Below are 24,561 nucleotides of genomic sequence, written 5' to 3' on the forward strand. Positions count from 1 at the left end.
CTACACAGCGGGCCTCAGGCATTCCAGGGCCGGCCCACGAACCAGCAGCACCTTCCCGGACAACGCGGTCACTGCCAGCTCCGGTCCGAAAGCACTACACCGTGGCCCCCAGCATCGGTACGGTAGCGATCCGTAGTGGCTTCAACACGGCACCGGGGGCCAGCGTGGGGGGCAACGGCATCACGTTCGGCAAGTTCATCGCGCTCCGTCGCGCCGAGATGGAGTGGACCCAGCTCCGCCTCGCCACTGAGCTCGACCGCAGCGAGGTCTGGATGTCCCTGGTCGAACGGGACTTGCAGCAGGTGAAAGATCTGACCCTGCTCCGGCGCCTCGCGGAGGTACTGAGCTGCGAGCTCAACGAGCTGATGGCCTTACCGCAACCAGCCGCAGACCGGCCGAGGTCCCGCCCCCGCAAGTCCACCTCGGCTACGCTGACGAGCAGTTCCGCTGCCGAGGAGGACGATGTGCGACGCCGCCCGTTCCTGACCCTGGCGACTGCCGCCCTGTTCACCCCGGTTGCCGGCCAGCAGGCCGCGCACGCCGAGGCAGCCTCACCGCTGGCCGGCCTGGAGGACCTGCTGCTCTACGGGACAGGGCGGGTTCCGGCGCCCCGCAGCGAGCCCACCCACGAGACAGTCGCCGCCTCCCTCCTGACGTCCCGTCGCGAGTTCAAGGCAGCCAAGTACGACGCGCTCGCTGAGGCTCTGCCGAGCCGGATCGCTACCGCCCAGATGGTCGGCAGCACCGAGGAGCGGGCTCGCAACGTCGCCCGGCTCTACAACATCGCAGTTCGGCTGTGCATCAAGATCGGTGACAACAACCTGGTGGCCATCACCGCCGACCGCGCGCTCACCGCCGCCCGGGACGGCGGCGACCCGCTAGTGGTCGCCGAGGCACAGCGGATGGTCTCCAGCGCCTGGCGCCGCCAGGGCAGCCTGGCCCGAGCAACCGACATCGTGGTGGTCGCCGCCGAAGACCTCCTCGCCGACACCGCGGTCCCCGAGTCTGCCCGCCTGGCCGCCCGCGGCGACCTGTACGCCACTGCGGCCTATACCGCCGCGAAGACCGGCGACCGCACCTACGCGCACTCGCTGATCCGTGAGGCTGCCGACAGCGCCGCAGCTGCCGGCCGGGCTTCCGGCCTGGTCGACGGCATCCAGGGCGTCGCCCTGCACGAGTTGTCGGTGCATTACGAGCTTGGTGACGCCGGCCGAGCAATCGAGCTGGCCTCCACGATCGACCCCACCGCGCTGCCGACCGCCGAGCGGCAAGCCCGGTTCTTCACCGATGTGGCCCGTGCGTTCGACCAGTGGAACAAGCCCGAACAGTGCTACCGGGCTCTGCTGGCCGCCGAGGAGGCGGCCCCGCAGGAAATCCGCCGGGGTGCCGTCCGTGACCTTGTCACCCCCTTGCTTCGGCACGAGCGCAAGCTGCCCGGCGTACGGGACTTCGCCGCCCGAGCGGGCGTTCAGATCGTCTGACCCGTAGCCGGACTACGTGCCGTAGTCCGGCTACGGTTCCAGGCTTCCGCCCGGCAGTTCACTGGGGAACGTCCACTCCTCCCCCTGCTGCCGAAGGCCCTCCCATGCCAACGCCCAGCACCTCCCCGCCGCCCGACAACCGGCGGCACGCCGCCCCAACGGATCGTGACCGGCTCGGCGCCTTCCTCACCGCATCCTGGGCCGCCTTGCACCTGCCCGTGCTCGCCCTACTTGGCCTGGCTGTTCATAATCAGCCGGCTGAGGCCAGCCCCCAGGTTTCGGCGACCGCGCCCGATCTGCCTGCCTTCTGAGGCACCCGGAGGCCGTCGCAACGGCCCCTCCCCTTCTTCCTCGCTCGCCCGAGAGGAGATCCAGCCATGCACCGGCTGACCGACGCGCCTGCGCTGAACACTGAGCTGGAGCGCATCGACTACCGCACCACACCCGCGTACTACTTCGATACCGAGCACGTCACCGACCCGGTCGTGCTGCACCTGCTGAACTGCTGCCCGACCGTGTTCGGCCTCAAGAAGGCCATCACCGACCTGCTGGCCGGCAACCTGGACGTCTCGCTGCCGGAGGCGACCGGGACCATCGAGCCCGGCGCCACCGTTCGGGGCCACGTGATCGTGGCTCCCGGAGCCGTCATTGCGGAAGGCGCGTTCGTCACCGGCCCGGTGCTTGTCTGCACCGGCGCGGTGATCGAGGCCGGCGCACGGGTGCGCGACAACACCGTCGTCGGTCCCGGTTGCCAGATCGGCTTCGGCGCCGAGGTCACCCGCTCCCTGCTGACCGGCGGGGTCTTCATGAAGCACACCAGCTTTGTCGGGGACTCCGTGCTCGGCCTCGGCGTCAACATCGGCGCGTTCGTGTCCACCACTGGCCTGCGGGTCACCTCCGGGCCGGTCGTTGAACCGGCCACCGAAGAGGTCTGCGCCCACCTCGACGGCCGCCGCATCGCCACCGGCCAGACGAAGTTCGGCGCGGTGATCGGCGACGGCGTGATCGTTCCCGCCGGCACCGTGCTCCAGCCCGCCACCCTGATCGGCGCGCACACCCTGCTCTACCCGAAGACCCAGGTCGGGGGCTTCTTCCCGGCCGGAAGCCAGGGAAGGTGACCATGCCCACCACCGACACCACCACCATGACCGACCAGCGGGCCGTGCGGATCACCGGGGGCCGCCGCCTGGTCGGCACCGCCGCCGTCCAGGGCAGCAAGAACATCGCCCTGCACCTGTACGCCGCCGCGATCCTCGCCGACGACCCGCTCACCCTGGCCGGTGCACCCGAGATCCTGGACACCCTGGTCGTCGCCGACATCCTGCACCGCACCGGCACCCGCGCCACCGTGGCAGGCGACGAGTTCGCCACCCGACCGGCCGACTCCTACTTCCCGGTTATCCCGGACGACCTCGGACGGCGCATCCGCACCACCGCGGTGATGGGCGGCGCCCTACTGGCCCGCGCCGGCAAGGTCACCTTCCCCACCCCCGGCGGGGACGCCTTCTGCGCCCGCTACATCGACCGGCACCTGGCCGCGATGGAAGCCGCCGGGGCCGAGGTCGAGGTGAACCGGGGCCGGGTGCGGGCCCGCTTCACCGGCAAGCGGCTGCCGTTCATCACCGACGCCGAGACCCGCTCGTGGGGGCCGAGCCTGGGTGCGACGGTCACCGCGATGCTGCTGGCCGCCCGGACCCCGGGCACCTCCGCGATCCTCAACCCCAGTGTGGAACCCGAGGTCACCCACACCGCCGCCCTGCTCTCGCAGGCCGGCGTCGGCATCGAGTGGCGGGGCGGGACGGCTCTGAACGTCACCGGCACCGACCGCATCCGGGGCGGGGTGTTCACCGTGCCGCCGGACCGGCTGGAGGCCGCCACTCTCGCGCTGGCCGCCGCCATCACCGGCGGCACCGTCCACCTGGACGGCTTCCCGCCGGCCGCGTTCCCGGACGGGCTGGTGTCGGTGTTCGCCGACGCCGGAATCCAGCTCGACCCGCTGGACGGCGGAACGGCGGTCAGCACCCCGGCCGGGCCGCGGCCGGTACAGATGGCCACCGGCCCGCACCCCGGCTTCCCGACCGACGTGCAGCCACAGCTGACTGCCTTCCTCACCCAGGCCGAGGGCACCTCCCGCATCGACGAGCGGATCTACACCCAGCGCGACACCCACCTGCCCGCCCTGGCCGCGTTCGGCGCTGCCGTCAACGCGACCGGCTCGGCGATCACCGTCCGGGGCCGGTCCGCCCTCAACGGCGCCAGCGTGGCTGGGGAGGACATCCGGGCTGTGACCGCTCTCGTGATCGCCGCCCTGGCTGCCGAGGGCACCTCTACGATCCGAGGGATGTATCACCTGCGGCGCGGATACGGCAGCCTGCTGCCGAAGTTGGCCGCGCTCGGTGCCCACCTGACGATCGACCAGGAGTAGCCGTGACCAACGCCGTGCCGTGGAAGCCGAACGCGCTCGCCGACCTGCGTGATTGCCTGGACTTGATGACCGCAGACGGCACTGTGCCTGGCGGCGTCATCGCCCATGGCACCTTCGACACCGAGCCCGGCTACCTGGCCTCCGGCGTCGTCGCCCCCGAGTGCGGCGACGCCCGGCCGGGGCCGGACACGGTGTACGACGTGGCCTCACTGACCAAGGTCCTGGCCACCTGGCCGCTGGTCGGCACCTCCCTCATGGACGGCTTCACCCTGGACACCCCGATCCGCGACCTGCTGACCGGCATCCCGGCCGAAGCACCCGGCGGCGAGGTGACGGCCCGCCAGATCCTGGCCCACACCTCCGGCCTGCGGGCCGACACTCGCCTCGACCGATACCGGGGCCGCACCGAGCCGCTGGCCGAGCTGATCTGCGGCGAAGACCTGATCGCTGAGCCCGGAGCCGGTCACCGCTACATCAACCGCGGCTTCATCCTCCTCGGCCTGGCTCTGGCCCACTACCGCTGCCAGCGCCTGGACGAGCTGGCAGCAGAGCTCTGGCAGCACCTCGACCTGACCAGCACGACCTACGGACCGGTGCCCCGCTCCGCCCTGGTCGCCCCGACCGAGCAGCGGCTGGCGGGCGGGCCCCGGCTGTGGGGGATGCCGCACGACGACAACGCCGCCCTGCTCGGCGGAGTCGCAGGCCACGCCGGGGTGTTCACCACCCCGGCCGACCTCGCCGCCTTCGCCACCCACCTGCTGTCCTCGCACGCCACCGATGGGCCCCTGGGCCGCTGGCTCGCCCACAGCATGCAGCCACAGGCCGAGATCGAGGCGGGCCTCGACCGTGGCCTGGCCTGGATCCTCGCCGACGAGGGCAGGGTGGCCTACCACCACGGCTTCACCGGGACCAGCCTCTACCTCGCCCCGGCCACCGGCCGCTACCTGGCCATCTGCACCAACGCCGTCTACCACCACCAGGACAACCGCACCCGTCTCGCCCCGCTGCGGACCCTCGCCCTGAAGGCGATCACCGACGAACCCTAGGAGGGCCACCCGTGCCCAGCACCACGCTCGCGTCCCTCACCACCCTGCGGCTCGGCGGCCCGGCCAGCGACGTCCTGCAGGTCGCCGACCCCGACGACTGGTTCGAACTGGTCCGCACGATCGGCGACCGGCAGGAGGACGCGCCCCTCACCCTCGGCCACGGCAGCAATGTCATCGCCTCCGACACCGGCCACGAGGGCACCGTCGCCCTGATGAACACCCGGGGCATCACCGTGAAGCGGGTGGACGACGACACGGTGGCCGCGACCGTCCAGGCCGGCCACCCGCTCGCCGACCTCGTCCAGTGGGCCGCAGCCGAACACCTCGCCGGGATCGAGTGCCTGGCCGGCATACCCGGCACTGTCGGCGCCGCCCCCGTCCAGAACGCCGGAGCCTACGGCCAGCAGGTCTCCGACACCCTCGACCACCTCACCGCCTGGGACTGGGACATGGGCCGCCTGCGGACCCTACCCACCCAGGCATGCCGCCTCCGCCACCGCGACAGCCGCTTCAAGAACGACCCCGGCCGCTGGACCATCCTCACCGCGACGTTCCACCTCACCCGCTCGCCGGCTGCCCCGATCACCTACCAGCCGCTCGCCGACGAACTCGGCGTCCACGTCGGCGCCCGACCGCCCGTGGCCGAGGTGGCCACCGCCGTCCTCGCCAACCGCCACCGCCGCGGACTCCTCCTCGACCCCCACGGACCCGACGCCCGCCAGGCCGGATCGGTCTTCCTCAACCCACCCGTCACCGCCACCCAGGCCGCCCGCTGGTCGGATGCCGGCTGCCCGGTCCACAGCGACAGCGACGGGCAACTGCGGGCCAGCGCCGGCTGGCTGCTGGAGCACACCGGCTACCGCCCCGGCTACAAGATCGCAGACGGCATCCGCTGCTCGGAACACCGCACCCTCACCCTCACCGCCCACGACGGAGCGACCGCAACTGGCTTCGCCCAGGCCCTCACTGAACTCTCGGCGCAGGTCGAGATCGCAACCGGCATCAAGCTCCGGCCCGAGCCGACGTTGGTCGGCGCCTGGGCATAAGAAGCCTGGTGGGCACCAAGACCTCCATGCGCGGAAACATACCCCTCCGCGCCGCCATCAGCAGCCAAGACGACGGCGAACACTGGCACTTCACTCGGGGCACCGAGAACCGCGAGCATCCGGTCAGGGCAGTGGCACGGCGTGAAGGCAGGCATGGCAGCCGGGCCCCGGCAGCGCGGTGAGCGGCCGGGCCACCTCTCCTTCGATCGCCACCCGGAATGCGCCCGCCTCATCTGTGTACACCGGTTCCCCGGTAGCGGTGTACACGCCGATGAGGTGGACGACGACGACCTCGGGCGGCCCGTGCCGGCCGGGCGGGCCGGGTGACCGCGTAGCGCTGGGGTCTGTCCATCGGTCGCGTCGCCTCATTCGGTGTGCGGTTGGGTGCTTGCCAGGGCAGCGCGGAGCGCTCCCGCGAGGTGGGTCGGGCCCGCTGTTTCAGGCGACGGCGGCCAGGTCCGCGCGGCCGAACAGCAGGGCGTAGCCGCGGGGTAGGTGGGCGAGGAGGCAGTCGGTGAGGTTGTCGTCGGTGAGGGTGGTGAGGGCGGCCAGGACGGAGGAGGCGTCCCAGCGGGCGGCGGTGAGGCTGGTGCCCAGGGTGTGGGCGAGGCTTTCGACGAAAGCGGGGGCGGTGACGGGATGGGGCAGGGGGATCTGGGCGGCGAGGACGGCGCGGGCCCGTTCGGGCAGGGCTGCGGCGAGGTCGCAGCGTTCGTCGCCGGTGAGCTGGGAGCCGAGGAGGGCCAGGACGGCATCGAGGGCGCGTTCGGCTTCCTCGTCGGTGGGGTAGCGACCGAGGTTGCGGACCTGCTGGAGGAGGTGGCGGTAGCGGGTCATGACCGTGGAGCCTTCCAGGGGCTGGCCGCTGGGCGGGCCGGCGGCGTGTGAGGGGTGGTCAGGGTCAGGGTCGCGTCCCTGCGGTCGGGCGGCCGAACAGCAGGTCGTAGCCGGGTGGCAACTGGAGCAGGACCTGGTCCATGAGGTAGTCGCCGGCGGCGTCGGCCACTGTGGACAGGACGGCGCCGATGTCCCACAGGGCCGTGGCCTCGGTGGCGCCCTCGATCCAGGCCGCGGTCGCGCGCACGAACCGCTCGGGGTTGAGTGGCTCGGCGGCGTGCAGCGGGTTGAGCAGGATCAGGGCCATGGTCTCGGGCAGTCGGGCGGCCAGTTCGGCGCGCACGTCGCCGACCAGGTGGGCGCCGAGCAGGGCCAGGATTACCCGGGCGGCCCGCTCGGCCTCCTGCGGGCTGTCGTACTCACCGCGCTCCCGGACCTCTTCCAGGAACGTCTCCCATCGAAGCGTCATCGCGGTTCTTCCTCCGTACCGAGGCCCGGCGCGCCCGGGTGGCCTCAAGGCTCGACAGCCAGGCGCCGGTGCAGACCGGTCAGCTTGAGCAGCCGCATCACGCAGCGGCCGGCCCCGCGCAGGACCAGGCGGGCATCGCACCGGTCGGCCTGGCCCTGGGCCCGGACCAAGGCGCCCAGGCCCGCGCAGTCCATGAACGTCACCTCCGACAGATCCAGCACCACCTCCCGGTGCGACTCGAGCGCGGTGGCCAGAGCACGGTGCAGCGAGGGTGCGGCGTCGAGGTCGATCTCGCCGTGGGCTCGCACGATGAAGGGCTGGTTGCTCTGGCCGTTCATGGCGTTTCCGCGTCGCTGCTGGTAGGCCGGTCCAAGTAGGCCGGCCCGGCGGTCGAGGGATGTTCCGGCCGCCCCATTCGATCGAGGGGGAGAGATCAGGGGCGGCCGGAACGGCATCGGGGAACGGATCAGGCCTGGATCTGCTTGCGGCTTCCGCTGTGGCTGATCTCGATCTTGCGGGGCTTGGCCTTCTCGGCGACCGGGATCTTCAGGGTCAGCACGCCGGCGTCGTAGTCGGCGGTGATCCCGGCGGGGTCGAGGGTGTCGGAGAGCATGACCTGGCGGGAGAACACGCCGAGCGGGCGCTCGGACAGCTCCCACTTGATGCCCTCGCCTTCCTGGCGCGGGCGGCGCTCGGCCTTGACGGTCACCATGTTCCGCTCGACGTCGATGTCGATCGCCTCCGGGTCAACCCCCGGCAGGTCGAAGCAGATCACGTACTCGTCGCCGGCCCGGTAGGCGTCCAACGGCATCGGCGTCGGACGCGACCAGGTGCCGGTCGTGTTGAGGAACTGCTGGGTCAGCCGGTCCAGCTCACGGAACGGGTCAGTGCGCAGCAGCATTGCGAAACACCTCCAGGTGGTTGGGCTGTGGGAGCCAGTGCGCTTCACCTGACTCCTTTCTAGCGCGTCATCCATTCGATGACAAGTCGCCGCGTCGCCTATAGAGTGACTGCATGAGCGAGAAGTCCCGCAGAGCCGCCCCCAACGCCTGCCCGCCGGTCGAGCCCGTCTCGTTCCTGGCAGCCGCGGCGGCGCTGGCCGCCATCGACGACGCCGTCCGCACCGCCCAGAACCCCGCGTCCCGGCCCCCGACCGCCCCCGGTGAGCGGGAAGGCCCCGAGCAGGCCCTGGCCGCACTCGTCCTGCTGCGCGAACTACGCGGCCAGCTCGCCGGCTGGGAGGCCGGCCTGGTGGAGAGCGCCCGGGAAGCCGGCGCCACCTGGGCCGACCTCGCCCACCCGATGGGCGTCGCCAGCCGCCAGGCCGCCGAGAACCGCTACCTGCGCCTCAAGCCCGCCGCCGAAGTTTCGCGGTCCGGTACCGGCGCGGAACGGGTCAAGGCTGTCCGTGACCGGCGAGCCGCCGACCGATCGGTCACCGTCTGGGCCCGCGACAACGCCGCCGAGCTGCGGGTCCTCGCCGCCCAGATCACCACGGCCGCACTCGCTCCCGGCGCCCGTCCCGCCCAGGCCGCCCTGACCGCCGCCCTCGGCGCCACCGACCCCGCCGACCTGATAGAGCCCCTCGCCGCCGTCCGCCCCCACCTCGGAACCGGCCAGGGCCACCTCGCCACCCGCCTCGACGCCCTCACCCACCACACCACCCAGCTCCGCGATGACAGCGACCGACGCCGCGCCTGACCCTGCCACCGCCGCCGAAAGGCGCTGGCAGGACCTCCTGGACCGGATCCACGACCTCGAAGCACGAGTGGCCGCCACCACGAGCACCGTCAACGCCGCCCTCGACCACCACCTCGCCCGCCTCGACGCCCTGCGCCGCCACCTCGCCCACCCCAACTGGCCACTGCCCGCCCCCGATCCGGACAGTCCCCGTGCTTAGGAGCGGGCTCGCCTCATGGCGCGTAGAGGCAGGAGCCAGCTGACCAGAGGCGTCGTGAGCAGGGGCTGTCGGGCCTGGTGAGCGGAGCCAGCTGGTCTCAGTTTTGGTCTCATTCACCCCCGTCCAGCCGGGTTCAGCCGCCGCCCAGCGGTTCACTCCGGCGCAGGTCAGGACGGGTGTGAACCCCGGCGGACGGCGTTCGGGAGAATTGGAAAGCGTGTTGGGGGCAACCCCTCACGAGTTCGAATCTCGTATCCTCCGCCTCTGCCAGCCGTGGCAGCACGAAGGCCCGGACCGCATCACGCGGCCCGGGCCTTCGTCGTTTCCCGGGCTCCGGTCCCGGTCTCAGTTGTCCCGACCGCCGCCGCGGCGGCGGGGCCGCTCAGTACTCGCCGAGGGTGATGGCGGTGGCCGCCTTGTGGATGGGCTCGATGAGCTTGGCCATGATGCGCTCCTTGCCGGGCAGTCGCGCCATCAGCGAGAGCATCGCCATCGAGAACCGGACCTGGCCGCTGGTGCGCATGACCATCCGCTTGACGTTCGCCGGCCCGAGCTTCTGGTTCTGCTCGGCGAAGGGCCGCACCTGCCGTTCGTAGCCCGCGAAACCGGCCTCGTACTCGCCGCCGGCCGCGGCCAGTTCTCCCGCCAGGACGTAGGCGGCCACCAGGGCGAGACCGGTCCCCTGCCCCGACGCGGGGGAGGCGCAGCAGGCCGCGTCTCCGAGCAGGGCCACGCGCCCCTGGGACCAGCGGTCCATGTGGACCTGGCTGAGCGAGTCGAAGTAGAAGTCGGGGGCGCTCGCCATGCCTTCGAGCAGGCCGGGGACCTCCCAGCCCTCTCCGGCGTAGGCGCTCGCCAGCAGGCGCTGCTGCTCGGCGCGGTCGCGGTGGTCGTAGGTCAGCTGCTCGGAGGCGAAGAGGAACATCGCCTTGGCTCCGGTGTCCCGGGCGGTGCTGTAGGTCAGTACCGTGCGGCCGGCGCCGACGTAGGTGAGCTCCTCGCGGTCCAGGTCCAGCCGGTTGGGGACGCTGAAGATCGAGATGTAGTGGCCGAGGTCGCGGACGTACCGGCTCTCCGGGCCGAAGGCCAGGTCACGGGTCCGGGAGTGCAGCCCGTCGGCGCCGAGGACGAGGTCGAAGACCTGGGTGCGGCCGCTGTCGAAGGTGACCTTCACCCCGTCGGGGCCGTCGGTGAGCGAGGCGATGGAGTCGTCGAAGAGGTACTCGACGTCGTTCTCGGTCAGCTCGTACAGGATGCGGTTCAGGTCGCCGCGCAGGATCTCGGCATCTCCGTGGACGCGCCCTCCGAAGGTGTCGCCGTCCATGCTCGCCACCCGCTTGCCGGTGGCGTCGACCACGGACCCTTCTCGCACGTCGGTGCGCAACCGGCGGATCTCGTCCAGCACGCCCATCCGCCGGACCACCTCCAGCGCCGCACCACGGATGTCGACCTTGTAGCCGCCCTCGCGGATCCCGGAAGCCCGCTCCACCACCGTGGGCGTGAAGCCGTGGCGCCGCAGCCAGTAGGCAAGGGCCGTGCCCGCGATGCCGGCACCGGAGATCAGGACGTTCGTGTTCTTCATGGGAAGCCCCCCGAGTCAGGTCTGAACCGGCACTGACAGTACGGCAGTATTAGACGTTTGTGCAAGACACTTGTTCAAAACAGGTTCGGGCGGTAGCTTCGGCGAGCCGCCCGCGGCCCACCTGACGGGCCGGCGGCTTTCCTGACCGTGGACGTCGTGCTGTGGCGCGTACTTGATCACGGCTCAGTTCACAGTGGGGCGCCGCGGCCATCGGGGTGGCGTGCGCGAGGGAGAAGGGGGAAGTGCCATGTCGCAGTCGCAGGAGTCGCTGGCCGCGTTCGTCGAGGCGACGGCCGAGGAGTACGGTCTGCCCGGCGTCGCCGTCGGGGTATGGGCCGGCGGGAAGGAGATCTACGCCTGCCACGGCGTGACGAGCGTCGACAACCCGCTGCCCGTCGACGAGCGGACGCTGTTCGTCCTGGGCTCGGTCTCCAAGACGTTCACGGCGACCGTGCTGATGCGCCTGGTCGCCGAAGGGCGCGTCGAACTGGACGCGCCGGTACGCCGCTACGTCCCCGAGCTGGTGCTCCCGGACGAGCGGGCCGCGGCCGGGATCACCGTCCTCAACCTGCTCAACCACACCGCCGGGCTGGACTGGCGGATGAACGTCGACACCGGCGAGGGAGACGACGCCCTGGCCGCGTACGTGACGAGGATGTCCGAGTCGCAGCCGATCGCGCCGCCCGGCACCCGGGCCTCCTACAGCCAGATGGCGTTCAACCTGGCCGGGCGGATCATCGAGAAGGTCACCGGTCTGACCTACGAACAGGCCGTCTCCTCACTCCTGTTCGAGCCGCTCGGCCTGTCGCACACCTCCTTCGCGGTCAACGAGGTCATGACCCGGCGCTTCGCCGTCGGACACACCGTCGGCGAGGACGGCACACCCACCGTCGCGCGGAAGTGGAAGGACACCCGCGCCAACAACCCCGGCGGGGGCGGCGCGTCCTCGGTGGCGGACCTGCTCCGCTGGGCCCGCTTCCACCTCGGTGACGGCCGCGCCCAGGACGGCACCCCGGTCCTGCCCGCCGAAGCCCTGCGGCGCATGCGGCAGCAGACCGTCGAACTGCACGGCAGCACGCTCGGCGACGCCTTCGGCATCTGCTGGTTCCTGCGCGACGTGGACGGCGTGCGCACCGTGGGCCACGGCGGCTCCACCAACGGCCAGTTCGCCGAACTCCTCATCGTCCCCGAGCACGACTTCGCCGTCGCCGCGCTGTCCAACGCGGGGCCCGACGGCGGCCTCGCCTTCAACCGGGCCGCGCTCCGGTGGGCGCTCGAACACCACCTGGGGGTGGTCGAGCGGGATCCGGAGCCCCTCCCCTTCGACGAGGCCCGGGCCCAGGAGGCCGCCGGGACCTACGAGAACGACGTGATGGCGCTCACCATCGCCGTCGACGGCGCCGGGCTGACGATCTCCTGCGCCATCAAGCCGGAGATCCGCGCGGCCGCCGACACCGAACTGCCCGCGGACCTGCCCCCGGCCACCCTCGGCCTGCTGCCCGGCGACGGAGACGAGTACATCGTCACCAGCGGCGGCCTCACCGGACAGCGCGGCTTCTTCACCCGCGACGACGCCGGCACGATCACCGGAGCCGACCTCGCCGGCCGCCTCTTCACCAGGACCCCGGCGGACCGGTAGCCCGATCGAACGACGTCGTCCCGGCCTCACCGATCCTGCTCGCCAAGACGGCGTGGCCCCGGGTATTCAAAGCCCGGGGCCACGCCGTGAGCGTGGTGTCTCTGCTGTTGCGGCCCGGACTACCGGACGGGGTCTCAGGCGCTTGCGCCGCCGGGGACGGCGGTCCAGTTGTTCCAGGTGCCCGCGTTGTAGTCGGCATCGCGGGTGTACACCGCGCCGTCGGCGGCGACGACCGGCGTCGAGCCCCGCTTCACCACCTACAGCGGCACCGAGCACGTGGTGCCGGATATTCCTAGGTGGGAAACTCGCCGCACCAGTCGCGCTCAAGGAGTGCGATGGGCAGGTACTCGGACTGGACCTCGATGGGGGTGCCCGTGTCATGGGCCAGGCAAGCCATGGCCAGCGGGGCCAGGGCGACGAGGCCCGAGGCCCTAAGGGCCCGATCCCCCTGACTCCAGTACTGCTTGTGCCACTCGAGGGCTTCGGTGAGGGCCCGGTTGAAGCCGGCGTGATCCCTGCGGACGAAGCGGTGGAACAGCTCCATCGACGGGTAGACCAGGTGAGCCACCGTCTCCGGGTCGGAAACGGTGGCCGGGTCGGTGGCGTCGATCGCGACCGTCAGCTTGGCGAAAAGGTCAGAGCCTCCGAGCCAATAGGTCTGGAGCACATCGATCCAGGCGTAATCGAACTCGGCGGAGCGCGACCCGGATTCCCGCAACAGGGAGAGCGGCACCTGGCACAGGGCCGTGATCCTCTTCTTCTCCCGGCAGACCACTGCCAGGTACAGGGCGGTGAGCCAGGACTCCGGGCTCACGTAAGCACGCACACCGGTGGCCTGGAGGGTGCGGTCCTTGTCCGCGATACGGCACTGCACATGCTCGTCAGCCGTGGTCGCGGCGGCGAACACGGCGGAGCCGACCTGCATCGCGTTCACCCACGACTCCCACGTGGGCAGGTGCGATCCCTCCGGGTCCATCAGACAGCGCGACTTGGCCAAGGTGACGGTCAGGCGCAACGCATCGCCCAGGTCGGTGGAGTCCGCTTCCAGCCCGTCGATCAGCTGAAGCGCGTTCGTCTGGAGCATCGCGAGGCCCTCTTCCGCGTTTCCCATGGGGAAGGGATGACGGGAAATGATCGACACCACTGCGATTCTCCTTAACGGATCTTGAAGTATCTGAGCTCAGCTCCAGCATACGTACCGTCGTTCTCCAGGGCCTGGACGAGAACGTAGCGCAGGGTGCCGTCCTTGATCGCGGCCCGGATCTCCTGCGCATATTGGCCATCCTTGGGCATGGCCAGAGCCCGATCGTCCATCTCGGCCAGGACTGCGCGAACGTAATCCGACGGATCGTCCGTCCCGGCCAGGGTCTCGCGGAGACCTTCGGATAGATCATCCATGTTGGCCGTGGCTTCACGGAGTTCCTTGATGGCCCGCTCGTCCATGTCGGCCGAGATCGTCCTGGTGTACTCGAGGGTTCCCTGCTTGACCTTCGTCATCCGGTCCTCGGGACCGTTGCCCCGGCGCCATTCCAGTTCCGCCCTGGGGCCCTTGCACTCGACGATCACCAGGTTACCGTCGCTGTCCCGCCAGAGCTGGTCGAACCGCTTCGAGCCGTTGGCGGTCTCGGGAAGGTCGGTGATCTCCTTGGCGCCCCGGAACTCCGGCTGCTTGAGCATGTGTCGGCGGGCGGCCTCCTCGCCGAGCGCCTCGCCAAGCTTGGAGTTGTTCGGGACGCCCACACCGACCGTGTTGTCGAAGTGCTCCTGTGCATCGGCGAGCTTCTGGGCGAGCTCCTGGGTGAGCGACGCCGTCTTGTTCTCGTCGAGAGCCTTCTGGGCGGCGGTCAGCGCCATGCCGGCCCGACGCTTGGCCGAAACGTCGTCGAGGTGCGCGATGTCATCGGGGTGGACCGTATCCGCGCCTCTCGCCAGGTACTCGAGCTCGAACCTCTCCGAGGACGCGAGCGGCAGATCGTCGGCGTTCATCCAGCCGCCGCCTGGCCTGTCCGTGAGCTGCGGCAGAGTCTGGCCATCGACCAGCTTACGGGTGCGGTGACGGCGGCCGAGCTTGTTGTAGTTCTCCTCACGCCAGGCCGGATTCTCGTTGGCCAGGTGAACGTGCTCGCGGGCGATGGCGGCCTTTTCTTCGGGGGTTCGCTCGTCGGCCGGCTTCTCGCGGGCGGCTTCGTACTCCGCGCGCTGGGCCGCGCGCTCCGCCGCACTGAGGCTGTTGTGGCCGTTGTGGCCATCCGTGGAACCACCGTCATGACCCCCCGTCGAGCCTCCGTCGTGACCGCCCGTGGTCGGGTTGTCGTGCCCGCCGGCCGCCGAGGTGTCATCGCGGCCTCCGTGCGGGGCGTTGAGGTCGTTGCGCGGTCCGTCGGGGGCATGGCCGCCCGGGGTGTGGCCGGCGGGGGTGAGGTCGTGGCCCTTGCCGAGGAGGTCGTCGGGGACGTGGTTCGGGACGTGGGCCGGGTCGGATACGTCGGAGCCGAGCTTGATAGCGCCGGCCCTGCCGCCGACGCCCACCAACTCGGGGGTCTTGGCGTGGGCCGGGACCGGAGGTTTCGGCTTGGCGGGGTTGGGGTTTGCGCCGTCCATCGGGGCTTCGTCTCCGTGCTGACGGAGGTTGCCGGCCTCGTCGTAGACGTTGCCGTGCGGGTCCATGAACTCGGCCTTGCCTCCGTGCTCCAACTTGACGGTGCCGGGCGGGAGTTCGACGGTGCCCTTCGGCAGCTTGATCCCGCCGTCGGCGGTCCTGATCGCGCCCTCGGGGATGGCGGCGCCCTTCGGAAGGCGAATCGTTCCGTCAGGAAGCTTCACCGCGTCCTCGGGCAGGACGAACGCGCCGTCGAGGTTGATCGTCGGGATCTTGCCCTCGCTGATTCCCCTCAGCGCGGCCATCACGTCGCCGGCCTTGGAGATGCCGAAGCCCACGCCCTTGAAGACGTACGTCATCGGGTCGATGACCTTGCCGACCTTGCCCGCGATCGACAGCGCCTTTCCGGCGAAACCTGCCTTCCCCGCGCCCGACGCCGCTGCGCCGCCGCCGGTCATGGCGGTCAGCACGTTGAAGGTGACCGCGCCGCCCGCGCGGCTCGGGTTCGTCTTCCACTCGTCCCAGGCGACCAGCGCCTTGCCGGTCTCCTTCATCGCATTGCGTGAATCCCGCAGCCACGAGGGCAACTTGTCCTCCGGCATGGCCCAGTACGCCATGCCTACGAACGGCACCGCGGTGATGACGAGGCCAGTCGCCAACTTGGCGAGCCCCGTCCAGGACTGCTTGAAGGCGTCCCAGCCGTCGAAACCCACCAGTGTGCCGAGACCCTTGATGGTGCCCCAGACGCCGTCGACGAAGACGCCCTTGCCGAACTCGATCGCCTGGGCCGGCAGGTTCCACCAGGGGATGTCCCGGTCGACCGCGTCGCCCCAGGGCAGGGACTTCGACTCCTTCAGATCCTTGGCGTTGTAGCCGTACATGTCGTCGGCGCCGGAGCCGTCGTTGACACGCAGCGGCTTGCCGCCGACCAGGGCGACGATCTTGGCGTAGGCGTCCCGCTCGACGCCCTGGAACTGCGTCCAGACCTCGGCGATCTCGTCGCGCCGGCGGTTGTTCTCCTTGACCTTGCCCTCGTCCTGGCGCCAGTCGTGGTCGCCGGCGACCTTGGAGTGAAACGATTCTGCTTCGTGCTTGAGGTCGGCGAGCCGCTTGACCAGCGGATGCGCGTCCCGGCTGTAGGTGCCCAGCGCACCCGCGATGACGCACGCGTCGGAACTGAGCTTGGTGCCGAGGTCGTCGACCGGCTTGGTGGTCGCGAACAACTGCTCAGCCTCGGGCGCCTTGTAGTACGACTTCAGCCCGCCGAAACTCGTGTGCACGGCCCCCGCAGCCGAGGCGATCGCCGCCCCGCCCGTCGAGATCGACCTCACCCTGTTGTCCAGCGCGAACAGATCACCCGTAAAGACCGGCACCTCCGCCGGGTTCACCGGATCCTCGCTCACTTCGCGCCCTCCGGCCGGATGCCCAGCGCCTGAGGGTTCACGGCCTTCGCCGCATCCGGCGCAATCTTCGTCGCCGTCAGATCGCTCGCGAGGCGGGCGCGAGTTGCCGTCACCGCGTTAGCCAGGAAAGCCTCGATCCGCTCCGCCATGGATTTCAACTCGGCATGACGACCCTCCAGGCATGGCAACGGCGCCACCGCAGCTGGCCCCAGAGCACGCTGTGACAACACACTCGCTGACACCCGGCCCCGGGTCTGGACCCTTTTCTGCAATCCCGGCACCACAGGCCCCGCCGCTTGCATGACCCCAATCAGCCCGTTCAACACCCTCTTCAACTGCCCTTGCGCACCCTGCGGCTGGACCATCACATCGCGCCCCTCATCCACCACCCCGGCCGACCGAATTCGCCAAGCACAGCCCCACACACGCCGCGCGCCGCGGCCGGCACCGAGACAGCACCAGCGCCCCAGCCTCCGGCCACGTCCCGCGAACCAGCTCTCTTCGCCCCAACCCGAACAATCTTCGACACCGAACGATACTGAAGGCGCCACTCTGGGGCACCATCAAGTCACCGTTCCTGGTGCGACGGTCCCGCCCTGCACGCAAGATGGACGCCTGGATCCCCGTCGTCTTCTACGCGCTCCCCAACGGAACCCGGCACATCAACGTCGGCGTCCGAGCCAGCGCGAAGTCCGCCTGATCCCTCCGCGTCCCCGGACACAGTCAATCGGCCAGCCGGTCTCGGCTCTGGTCTCATTCACCCTCGTCCGGCCGGGTTCGGCAGCTGCCCAGTGATTCGCTCCGCCACCGTCAGAACGAGTACGAACCCCGACGAACGCGGTGCGGGAGAATTGGAGGCATGTTGGGGGTGTCGGCAACCCCTCACGAGTTCGAAGCTCGTATCCTCCGCGTCTGCCCAGCAGGGCAGTTGAAGGCCCCGACTGGTTCGCCGGTCGGGGCCTTCGATGTATCCCGTCTCGGTTTTCGCCTCAGTCGGCCTTTGCCGGGCCCCATGGGGCGCTGCGGTCGGGAGGCCCACGGCCAGCCACCGGGTGCCGCGCCGACGCGCGCCTGGCCACCCGGGAGGTCACGGAGTTACGGGGTGGATGGGCCTCCCGGGACGCTCGGGCACTCCCCCGACATGCTGGTCGCAGGAATCAAGGAAACGTCGTTGCCCGGCACCCGTGTCACCTGGGTCGTACGGGCATTCCAGAGCGCGACATGCGCGGCCCCTGAGTCGAAGGTGAGCATGGGGGTGCGGACAGGCAGCATAGCCCCGTGGACAGGCAAGGAGCCTCCGATCGAATAGACGCACACGACCTCCGGCGTGATTCCGTGATAGTCGCTGGGGAGGCGAAAGGCCGTAGCCTGCCGCAGCGCCTTCTCCCCCGCGTGTTTCCCGTCATCCAGGGCAGCGACGACCACGACCAGGCTGTACATCACCAGGAAGGGAACCAGGAATATCGACCCCACGTCGATATGGAATCGTTTCAACAGGCCAACGACTCCTGCTGTGATGAGGCAGGATCCGATTCCCACCAGAAGAGGCCTCGCTACGGGCTGCATCTGCGCAATGGCCGACAGGTTCACGTCGCTCGGCCCCATTTCGAACTGGTTCAGATAAGTCCAGTTTGACAATCCGCCGATCTGCTGCGCTAGCGGCGGGGCCAAAGAGATCAGGACAGGCGTGGCCCAGAGCAGGATCTTGGTGATAGAGCTGGCACGGACCAGGTGATAGAGGCCGTAGCCGACCATGACTACTCCGACCAGCACCAACGTGTCAATTGGGCCCGCTTGCCGCCGGAACAAACCCAATACCACACCCAGTAGCGCAGCCAGCGCTGATCCACCACATGCGCACCAAAAAGTCTTCCGGCGCGACGAGCTGGCAAAGACGCGGGCGGCGACCAACGTCGTGGGGATGCAGTAGAGGAGGGCGAAGAGTGCCAGTCCAACTACTCCCAGGACGTGGTGGCGCCACCACGGGGTCGCCGTGACTACACACATGACTTCAAATAAGGAGATGAATGTCATCCGAACAACGTCGGACTCGGACTTCCGGATCGAGTAGAGCATCTGGCGGGAATGGGGCAGCGTCTTCGAAGAGACTGCACTACGGCGCACTCCCCAATTCTCGGGCCGCTCAGGCCCGTTACACATAGTTGCTCGGCGACGCGCCTCGTGTTCGGCATGCTGGTCGGAGTAAGCTCGAATCACCTCTTTGGTGTCGCGCAGACCCACCCGGGTCTCCATGCCCGTGACCAGCTGCATCAATCGGGAGAGCCCGGCTGGCGGCTTCTCGTAGACCCGGTACTCAAAAGCACTGACGCCCTTCGGGCTCAACGTCCAGGCTCCACGAATGTCTACCAAGCGTCCCGACGACTTGGCAATCCGACCGACCTTCAACAGTGCATCCGTCTCCGCTCCCGCCCGAGAACCTGCGACGGGTACATCAACCGACCAGTGAGAATCCAGTACCCGTTCCGCCGGCCCCATCACATCGGGCCCGACCATAGTATCCGGCTCGCAGTGCCAACCTCGCTGCGTGAACGCCGTCCGCACCCAGGAGGCGTTCTCCTGATGCGTGGAGAGTGTCACCCGAACGATCAGGTCGAAGCGCTCCTTCGGAAGCGTGACCTCGACGACACCAGCGGCGCTCATCTCCGCACCAGCTGTTTGCCCCGGCGAACCATTCACAGTCCGCTGGGCGCCGAATCCCTGCCGAAGCATCGATCCGATACCAGCCATTCTCCGCTCCGCCCCGTTGCGCGATTATCTCCGTCCAGTGGCTATTGCCCGGAAGACCTGCAACTGACACCTCCAGCCATCCGCTGCTCAGCCCGCTCCGTAAGTTGTCGAGGCCACTGCGGCACGGCAGCGAAAGGTTCGCGTCCAGGGGTGACGGTGGCAGTTTTGGTTGCATCCACCTGCGGCCGACGCCGTCCGCCGCCCTTTCGGCAGGCATATCCGCCGCAGTTCAGGGCCCCCACGACCGCCACCGGACAGCCGGGCGAACATCTGGAAAGTGCGTTGGGGGAAACCGCCCACAAGTTCGAACCACGTATTCTCCGCATTTACCCGCAAGGGCAATTGAAGGCCCCGACCGGGGTTCCGGTCGGGGCCTTCTGCGGGTTGTGGTCTCGGTTGGTCCGGCCGATTCTCGCCGGACGGCGTGGGGCGCCCACGGGTTCAGGCGGCCGGGGCGACGGTCAGGAGGCCGGTGGCGCGGTCCGCGGTGAGCACGCCGAGGATGAAGCCGTCCTCGTCGACGACGGGCCAGACCTCCAGGTGCTTGATCCGCATCGCGATCGCGGCCAGGGCCAGCCCCATGGTCGGCCAGGCGAACGGGCCGCGCTGGTGCGCGGTGGCGCTGATCGCGGTTCGCTCGGTGTACCAGGAACCGGCCAGGAACGCGTGGAGTCCGGTCCGGGTGACCAGGCCCTCGCACCGGCCGTCGTGGTCGCGGACCAGCAGGTACTCGACGCCGGCACCGCGGAGGACGTCGTTGGCCTGGTCGACGGTGTCGTCGTCGGCTATCCGGTAGTCGCAGGGGTCCATGGCGTCGGCGACCGTGAGGCCGCGGTTGCGCCGTGCCGGCTGCGGAGAGTGCGTGGTCACGGTGCTCACCGTTCCCGTCTCCGGCTGCCCGCCGGGGGACTGCCGGGCTGTCCTTCGACCAGAACGAAGCCGGAACGGGTACCGGAATACGGGATGCCCTGGATGTCTACGACCCTACTCCGGTGGCGAGCGGCCCGGACCGGCTCGGAGCGCACCGCCGCGGAGTAGCGTGGGAGACAACCGAGGACATTCCGCACACCGGCATCAGCGCCGACGTCGCCCTGGGTCTGACGGGTCCCTCACGGACCGGACGGGCGGCTTCGCATGATGCCGATTCCATTCCCCGGCTCATCCTCTTCCGAGCCGTGGACGGTGCCCGGCTCCCCGCTGCTGCCGCGGCTGGAACTCGAACCGACGATGTCGCGGGAGGGTGTCTTCGACGGCGCCTGGTGGCCCCGCTCGAACCACGTCCTCGCCGAACTGCCCGACCTGATCACGGCGCTCGGCGCCCACTTCGGGCGCATCGTCCGGGTCGGCCTCGACACCTCGGCCTGGGACGGAGTGCCCCGGTCCGTCCCGGCGAACGGCCTCACCATCCGGATCAACTGGTTCACCGGCAGCGACGCGACGATCAGCGTCACCCGGGGCTTCCAGGACCACTTCCTGCTGCTGGTGGTACCGCCGGGCACCGCCTCGGCCACGGCCGCCTCGGCCATGGCCGGCGCCTCGGCGACCGGGAACCACACCCCGGCGGCGGAGCTCCTGCTCCGCTGAGCGGTCCGGGCAGGCGGCCGCAGCGGGGTCGGCCGATGATGGAAGCCAAGGAGAGCGCGACGTCCGGGAGTGACGTCCGAGAGCGGCGTATGGCTGTATGGCATGTCCGGGACTTCACGCCGGACGACCTCGAAGCGGTGGTCCGCCTCGACGCGGAGAGCACCACGACGGACCGCGCCGCCGTCTTCCGGCTCTCCGACGTGGTCGCCGCCTTGCAGGCGCGGAACCCGAGCGTCGTCGCGGTGGCCGACGGACACCTCGTGGGCGCGGCGGTGGGCCGGGTGGACGGGGACCGCGCCTGGGTGCTGCGCATCGCCCTGCACCCCGCCTGGCGGAACCTGGGCATGGGTTCCGCCCTGCTGTCGGCGTTGGAGCACCGTCTGCGGGACGCCGGCGCCAGGATCGTCGCGGCGCTGCTGCCCGACGAGGAGACCGGGGCCACCGCACTGGTCAACTCCGGATTCCACCCCCACCGGGGCCTCACGTACTTCGAGAAGTCGGAGGCCGTGGGCGCTCAGGGCGCGACGGTCCTGGCGGCGCTCGGCGCGGTCATGCCCGAGGCCGGCCTGTGGAAGCAGCTCACGGGCATGGCCGACGAGAAGCGGCTCATCGAACGGCGTCTGGTCCTGCCGCTGGCGAATCCCGGGCTGGCGGACGCCCACGGGGTGGAACCGCCCCGCGCGGTGGTGCTGTTCGGTCCGCCGGGCACGGGAAAGAGCACGTTCGCCAAGGCCGTGGCCGGCCGGCTCGGCTGGCCGTTCGTCGAGCTCTTCCCCTCCCGGCTCGCGTCCGAGGAGGGGCTGGCCACCGGACTCGGCCGCCGCTTCGAGGAGGTGGCGCAGCTCGACCACGTGCTGCTCTTCATCGACGAGGTCGAGGAGGTCGCCGGCACGCGCAGCCTCGCCGCCCCCGCGTCGGTCGGGGTGGTCAACGAACTCCTCAAGTCGATCGTGCGGTTCCGCGACCGCGACGGCCGGCTGCTCGTCTGCGCGACCAACTCGGTGACCGCCCTGGACCCGGCGTTCCTGCGGCACGGCCGGTTCGACTATGTCCTGCCGGTCGGGCCGCCCGACTCCGTGGCCCGCGACGTGCTGTGGGCCGGCTACACCGCGAAAACGGGTACCGCCGCCGACACCGCGGTCCTCGCCGGGGCCAGCGAGGGCTTCACCCCCGCCGACATCAGGCAGGTCGCCATGGCGGTCGCCCAGAGCGCGTTCGAGCGCACGCTCGACACCGGGGAGCGGACCCAGCCCAGCACCCAGGACTACCTGGACGCCATCCATCGCACCCGCCCCACCGTTTCCGAGGAGATGGCCCGGGAGTTCGCCGACCAGGCGGTCCGCTACGGGCGGGTCTGAGGACGCCCGCGGTTCCGGGGCCCGTCCGACGGCGCCGGGCTGAAACCCCGCCACCGCGACCATGCCCGGTCCGGGCCGGACCGGGAGTAACCTGGGTATCACCGAAGGCACTTCGCATGCCGGCACCGGATACTGGCGTCGTCTCCGGCGAACGGCAATGCCGGGCCCGACCCCGTGAGCCGGACCCGGAGACAGGCCCTCGGTCATGACCACGACACTCGATCGTGCGACGACGCCCGCCGCCCCGGATTCCACCGCACGGCTCTCCCTCGCGCTCGCGCCCCGTGGCGTGCGGCCGGGCCGGCTGGACGGGGCCTGGTGGCCCCGCTCGCGTGATCTCCTGCTCGAACTCCCCGCCCTGGCCGCCGAAATCGACGAGCGGTGGGGCCGGATCACCCGGATCACCGTGAACCCCGCGAAGTGGCCCGTCATCCCCCCGCGCATCCCGGTTGCCGGGCACACCGTCCACGCGGGCTGGTTCACCACCGAGCAGGACGAGCACACGATCGCGGTGTTCTCGTACGCCCCCCGCAGGCTGAACCTGCTGGTCGTCCCGCCGGAGACGGATGCCGTCGATGCCGCCCGGCTGATGGCCGAAGCCGCCCGTCCCGCGGACACCATGGACGCGAGCGCCCTGCTCGCCATGGTGACGGGCAGCGGAGTGCAGGCGCCGGGGCCGCGCTCCGACGTCCTGCCGTCGGCCGTCGCTCCCTCCGACGACGCCGCCGAGGCGGACGGGCGGGCGGACGTCGCCCGCGGCCGGGCCGCCGCCTGGCCGGTACCCGCGTAGCCGGCGGGACGGCCGTGGCGCCCGCCACGGCGGCGGGGCCACCGCTCCGGACGGACCACCGCCGAGGGTCTGTGGTTCGTCCGGAGCGGACCGCGCGTCAGTACTCGGCGCCGCTTCGCGGGTAGCTGCCCACGGCCTGGAGCCACGCCCCGATATCCCCACGACACTCAGCCCGCGGCACTCAGCCCGAGAACCGGCACTCCCGCTGGAGCGCTTCAGCGGAAGCGCCGGGTCTCGGCCGATGTTCGTCCGCCCCGAGGCCCTCCCGGCCGGCGGTGCGTGGCGGATGATGGGGACAGAGACGTGAGGGGCGGCGCAGTGGTCGAGAGTGGATCCATCGGGTCGGAGGCGGAGCCTCGGCTGGGCAGTGAGGAGTCCGGGGACACCCGGGACGGGAGGCGGCGGCGGGGTGTCGGGCGGCGGGTGGCCGTGCTCGTCGGCGTTCTCGTCGTCCTGTGCCTTCCGCCCTGGTGGACGTTGTTCGGTTCCGGGGCCGACTGGCCGTTCCCGGTCTTCCTGGCCGGCACCGCCGTCTTCGCGGCCTGGCTGGTCTCCTTCCCCTTCCTGATGGTCGCGGGCCACGGGTCGCGGCGGGCCGACCGGGCCGCCCGGGTCGCGGACACCAGCCTCGGCGTCGTCTGGGTGCTGTGGACCTGGTCGGTGCTGGGTGGTCTGGTGAACCTCGTGCTGGGCGGGCTCGACGTCGGCGGGGCCGGGCGGGCCAGGACCGTGGCCCTGGCCGTGGCCGTGGTGTCGGCCGGGCTGCTGGGCTGGGGGCACTACGAGGCGATGCGCGTACCCCGGGTGAAGCGGCTGGACGTCCACGTCCCGCGGCTCGGCGGGGGTCTGGACGGGACCCGGGTCGTGGTGCTGGCGGACACCCACTACGGGCCGATCGACCGGGCGGGCTGGTCGGCGCGGGTGGCCGGGGTGGTCAACGCGCTCGACGCGGACGTCGTGGTCCACGCCGGCGACATCGCCGACGGCACCCCGGCCCAGCGCCGGGAGCAGTCCGCGCCGCTCGGGACGATCCGGTCGAGGCTGGCCAGGGTCTACGTCACGGGCAACCACGAGTACGGCGGGGAGGCGCAGGGCTGGCTGGACCGCATGGCGGACCTGGGCTGGGAGCCGCTGCACAACCGGCACGTCGTGGTGGAGCGCGGCGGGGACGCCCTCGTGCTCGCCGGCGTGGACGACGTGACCGCGGAGTCCTCCGGCCTGGCCGGGCACCGCGCGAACCTGACCGGCGCGCTGGAGGGGGCGGACCCCGCCCTGCCGGTGCTGCTCGTCGCCCACCAGCCCAAGTACGTCCCGCAGGCCGCAGCCGCCGGCATCGACCTGCAGGTCTCCGGGCACACCCACGGGGGCCAGATCTGGCCGTTCAACTTCCTCGTCCGGATCGACCAGCCGGTGGTCCACGGCCTGAGCCGGCACGGGGAGCGCACCCAGCTCTACACCAGCCGGGGCACCGGCTTCTGGGGACCGCCCTTCCGGGTCTTCGCCCCCAGCGAGATCACCGTGCTCACGCTGCGCTCGGGCGCCGCGTAAGCGAACTCCGAGGCAGGCTAAGGGCTCGGACCGCACGTCGCGGTCCGAGCCCTTCGTCGTCGGTCAGGCCCGGTCGATCAGGTGCAGCCGATCAGGCGCCATCGGT

At 70.6% G+C, this 24,561-nt stretch carries 23 protein-coding genes; 12 read left to right on the top strand and 11 right to left on the bottom strand.

Translation table 11 applies throughout. The annotated features are described in order from the left end of the window. Positions 1-101 precede the first annotated feature (101 nt). The 5 genes from ACFXDE_RS15660 to ACFXDE_RS15680 all read left to right on the top strand — a co-directional run bounded on the left by ACFXDE_RS15660 (position 102) and on the right by ACFXDE_RS15680 (position 5,998). Positions 102-1,481: a helix-turn-helix domain-containing protein gene (locus ACFXDE_RS15660; protein ID WP_380494490.1), complete on the top strand. Its 1,380-nt coding sequence runs from the start codon at positions 102-104 to the stop codon at positions 1,479-1,481. A gap of 377 nt (positions 1,482-1,858) precedes the next feature. Next, a complete protein-coding gene (locus ACFXDE_RS15665) occupies positions 1,859-2,599 on the top strand; it encodes a hypothetical protein (RefSeq protein WP_380390142.1) in 741 nt (246 codons plus the stop codon). A gap of 2 nt (positions 2,600-2,601) precedes the next feature. Further along, positions 2,602-3,906, top strand: coding sequence for a UDP-N-acetylglucosamine 1-carboxyvinyltransferase (locus ACFXDE_RS15670; RefSeq protein ID WP_380440304.1), 1,305 nt, complete (start codon positions 2,602-2,604; stop codon positions 3,904-3,906). Positions 3,907-3,908: 2 nt separating this feature from the next. After that, a complete protein-coding gene (locus tag ACFXDE_RS15675) occupies positions 3,909-4,952 on the top strand; it encodes a serine hydrolase domain-containing protein (RefSeq protein WP_380390140.1) in 1,044 nt (347 codons plus the stop codon). An 11-nt stretch (positions 4,953-4,963) separates the two neighbouring features. Further along, entirely contained in the window at positions 4,964-5,998 is a 1,035-nt protein-coding gene (locus tag ACFXDE_RS15680; protein WP_380390137.1) for a UDP-N-acetylmuramate dehydrogenase, read from the top strand. Between the two features lie 123 nt (positions 5,999-6,121). Here the strand turns inward: ACFXDE_RS15680 and ACFXDE_RS15685 are convergent, their stop codons facing one another. From ACFXDE_RS15685 to ACFXDE_RS15705, 5 genes are all read right to left on the bottom strand, one after another. Then, on the bottom strand, positions 6,122-6,367 hold the full coding sequence (locus tag ACFXDE_RS15685; RefSeq protein WP_380494492.1) for a DUF6296 family protein: 246 nt from the start codon (positions 6,365-6,367) through the stop codon (positions 6,122-6,124). Between the two features lie 69 nt (positions 6,368-6,436). Then, on the bottom strand, positions 6,437-6,835 hold the full coding sequence (locus tag ACFXDE_RS15690; protein WP_380390135.1) for a DUF2267 domain-containing protein: 399 nt from the start codon (positions 6,833-6,835) through the stop codon (positions 6,437-6,439). A gap of 64 nt (positions 6,836-6,899) precedes the next feature. Continuing rightward, positions 6,900-7,304 carry a DUF2267 domain-containing protein gene (locus tag ACFXDE_RS15695; RefSeq protein WP_380301031.1) on the bottom strand — a complete coding sequence of 135 codons (405 nt, stop codon included), beginning with the start codon at positions 7,302-7,304 and terminating at the stop codon, positions 6,900-6,902. Between the two features lie 44 nt (positions 7,305-7,348). After that, on the bottom strand, positions 7,349-7,642 hold the full coding sequence (locus ACFXDE_RS15700; RefSeq protein ID WP_380301029.1) for an STAS domain-containing protein: 294 nt from the start codon (positions 7,640-7,642) through the stop codon (positions 7,349-7,351). Between the two features lie 128 nt (positions 7,643-7,770). Further along, positions 7,771-8,205: an Hsp20/alpha crystallin family protein gene (locus ACFXDE_RS15705; RefSeq protein ID WP_049649656.1), complete on the bottom strand. Its 435-nt coding sequence runs from the start codon at positions 8,203-8,205 to the stop codon at positions 7,771-7,773. A 113-nt stretch (positions 8,206-8,318) separates the two neighbouring features. Here ACFXDE_RS15705 and ACFXDE_RS15710 point away from each other — a divergent pair, with 113 nt between their 5' ends. Both ACFXDE_RS15710 and ACFXDE_RS15715 read left to right on the top strand, forming a co-directional pair. Next, positions 8,319-9,005, top strand: a complete 687-nt coding sequence (locus ACFXDE_RS15710; RefSeq protein WP_380301027.1) for a hypothetical protein — start codon at positions 8,319-8,321, stop codon at positions 9,003-9,005. After that, positions 8,980-9,204 carry a hypothetical protein gene (locus ACFXDE_RS15715; RefSeq protein WP_380301025.1) on the top strand — a complete coding sequence of 75 codons (225 nt, stop codon included), beginning with the start codon at positions 8,980-8,982 and terminating at the stop codon, positions 9,202-9,204. Before ACFXDE_RS15710 ends, ACFXDE_RS15715 begins: the two co-directional genes overlap by 26 nt. Positions 9,205-9,586: 382 nt before the next feature. Here the strand turns inward: ACFXDE_RS15715 and ACFXDE_RS15720 are convergent, their stop codons facing one another. Then, positions 9,587-10,786: an FAD-dependent monooxygenase gene (locus ACFXDE_RS15720; protein WP_380494494.1), complete on the bottom strand. Its 1,200-nt coding sequence runs from the start codon at positions 10,784-10,786 to the stop codon at positions 9,587-9,589. Between the two features lie 247 nt (positions 10,787-11,033). Here ACFXDE_RS15720 and ACFXDE_RS15725 point away from each other — a divergent pair, with 247 nt between their 5' ends. Further along, positions 11,034-12,425, top strand: coding sequence for a serine hydrolase domain-containing protein (locus ACFXDE_RS15725; RefSeq protein WP_380494496.1), 1,392 nt, complete (start codon positions 11,034-11,036; stop codon positions 12,423-12,425). A 292-nt stretch (positions 12,426-12,717) separates the two neighbouring features. On the opposite strand, the gene ACFXDE_RS15730 is transcribed toward ACFXDE_RS15725, so the two are convergent. The 5 genes from ACFXDE_RS15730 to ACFXDE_RS15750 all read right to left on the bottom strand — a co-directional run bounded on the left by ACFXDE_RS15730 (position 12,718) and on the right by ACFXDE_RS15750 (position 20,045). Then, the gene (locus tag ACFXDE_RS15730; protein WP_380494498.1) at positions 12,718-13,569 is read right to left on the bottom strand and encodes an immunity 49 family protein; all 852 of its coding nucleotides are present in this window, start codon (positions 13,567-13,569) and stop codon (positions 12,718-12,720) included. A gap of 11 nt (positions 13,570-13,580) precedes the next feature. Further along, entirely contained in the window at positions 13,581-16,427 is a 2,847-nt protein-coding gene (locus ACFXDE_RS15735; protein WP_380494500.1) for a hypothetical protein, read from the bottom strand. Then, positions 16,424-16,792 (bottom strand): hypothetical protein, encoded by a 369-nt coding sequence (locus tag ACFXDE_RS15740; RefSeq protein WP_380494502.1) that lies wholly within the window; start codon positions 16,790-16,792, stop codon positions 16,424-16,426. Before ACFXDE_RS15740 ends, ACFXDE_RS15735 begins: the two co-directional genes overlap by 4 nt. Positions 16,793-17,522: 730 nt before the next feature. Further along, positions 17,523-19,175, bottom strand: coding sequence for a hypothetical protein (locus ACFXDE_RS15745; protein WP_380494504.1), 1,653 nt, complete (start codon positions 19,173-19,175; stop codon positions 17,523-17,525). Positions 19,176-19,616: 441 nt separating this feature from the next. Beyond that, positions 19,617-20,045 carry a CBS domain-containing protein gene (locus ACFXDE_RS15750; RefSeq protein WP_380494506.1) on the bottom strand — a complete coding sequence of 143 codons (429 nt, stop codon included), beginning with the start codon at positions 20,043-20,045 and terminating at the stop codon, positions 19,617-19,619. Between the two features lie 264 nt (positions 20,046-20,309). Here ACFXDE_RS15750 and ACFXDE_RS15755 point away from each other — a divergent pair, with 264 nt between their 5' ends. The 4 genes from ACFXDE_RS15755 (at position 20,310) to ACFXDE_RS15770 (ending at position 24,455) form a co-directional block, all read left to right on the top strand. After that, positions 20,310-20,759, top strand: coding sequence for a DUF5994 family protein (locus tag ACFXDE_RS15755; protein ID WP_380494508.1), 450 nt, complete (start codon positions 20,310-20,312; stop codon positions 20,757-20,759). A gap of 89 nt (positions 20,760-20,848) precedes the next feature. Continuing rightward, a complete protein-coding gene (locus ACFXDE_RS15760) occupies positions 20,849-22,117 on the top strand; it encodes an ATP-binding protein (RefSeq protein WP_380494510.1) in 1,269 nt (422 codons plus the stop codon). A 205-nt stretch (positions 22,118-22,322) separates the two neighbouring features. Continuing rightward, complete coding sequence (locus tag ACFXDE_RS15765) at positions 22,323-22,907, top strand: DUF5994 family protein (protein WP_380494512.1); 585 nt, start codon at positions 22,323-22,325, stop codon at positions 22,905-22,907. A gap of 423 nt (positions 22,908-23,330) precedes the next feature. After that, the gene (locus tag ACFXDE_RS15770) at positions 23,331-24,455 is read left to right on the top strand and encodes a metallophosphoesterase (RefSeq protein WP_380494514.1); all 1,125 of its coding nucleotides are present in this window, start codon (positions 23,331-23,333) and stop codon (positions 24,453-24,455) included. Positions 24,456-24,561: the final 106 nt, after the last annotated feature.

The organism is Kitasatospora sp. NPDC059408 (assembly GCF_042751525.1).
Classification (GTDB): domain Bacteria; phylum Actinomycetota; class Actinomycetes; order Streptomycetales; family Streptomycetaceae; genus Kitasatospora.

Excerpts from the sequence above, each read along its gene's own strand:
- ACFXDE_RS15695 (WP_380301031.1), bottom strand. The coding sequence starts at position 7,304 with ATGACGCTTCGATGGGAGACGTTCCTGGAAGAGGTCCGGGAGCGCGGT.
- ACFXDE_RS15690 (WP_380390135.1), bottom strand. The coding sequence starts at position 6,835 with ATGACCCGCTACCGCCACCTCCTCCAGCAGGTCCGCAACCTCGGTCGC.
- ACFXDE_RS15700 (WP_380301029.1), bottom strand. The coding sequence starts at position 7,642 with ATGAACGGCCAGAGCAACCAGCCCTTCATCGTGCGAGCCCACGGCGAG.
- ACFXDE_RS15760 (WP_380494510.1), top strand. The coding sequence starts at position 20,849 with ATGGCTGTATGGCATGTCCGGGACTTCACGCCGGACGACCTCGAAGCG.
- ACFXDE_RS15710 (WP_380301027.1), top strand. The coding sequence starts at position 8,319 with ATGAGCGAGAAGTCCCGCAGAGCCGCCCCCAACGCCTGCCCGCCGGTC.
- ACFXDE_RS15755 (WP_380494508.1), top strand. The coding sequence starts at position 20,310 with ATGATGCCGATTCCATTCCCCGGCTCATCCTCTTCCGAGCCGTGGACG.
- ACFXDE_RS15685 (WP_380494492.1), bottom strand. The coding sequence starts at position 6,367 with ATGAGGCGACGCGACCGATGGACAGACCCCAGCGCTACGCGGTCACCC.
- ACFXDE_RS15715 (WP_380301025.1), top strand. The coding sequence starts at position 8,980 with ATGACAGCGACCGACGCCGCGCCTGACCCTGCCACCGCCGCCGAAAGG.
- ACFXDE_RS15720 (WP_380494494.1), bottom strand. The coding sequence starts at position 10,786 with ATGAAGAACACGAACGTCCTGATCTCCGGTGCCGGCATCGCGGGCACG.
- ACFXDE_RS15705 (WP_049649656.1), bottom strand. The coding sequence starts at position 8,205 with ATGCTGCTGCGCACTGACCCGTTCCGTGAGCTGGACCGGCTGACCCAG.
- ACFXDE_RS15665 (WP_380390142.1), top strand. The coding sequence starts at position 1,859 with ATGCACCGGCTGACCGACGCGCCTGCGCTGAACACTGAGCTGGAGCGC.
- ACFXDE_RS15740 (WP_380494502.1), bottom strand. The coding sequence starts at position 16,792 with ATGGTCCAGCCGCAGGGTGCGCAAGGGCAGTTGAAGAGGGTGTTGAAC.
- ACFXDE_RS15670 (WP_380440304.1), top strand. The coding sequence starts at position 2,602 with ATGCCCACCACCGACACCACCACCATGACCGACCAGCGGGCCGTGCGG.
- ACFXDE_RS15725 (WP_380494496.1), top strand. The coding sequence starts at position 11,034 with ATGTCGCAGTCGCAGGAGTCGCTGGCCGCGTTCGTCGAGGCGACGGCC.
- ACFXDE_RS15765 (WP_380494512.1), top strand. The coding sequence starts at position 22,323 with ATGACCACGACACTCGATCGTGCGACGACGCCCGCCGCCCCGGATTCC.
- ACFXDE_RS15745 (WP_380494504.1), bottom strand. The coding sequence starts at position 19,175 with ATGGCTGGTATCGGATCGATGCTTCGGCAGGGATTCGGCGCCCAGCGG.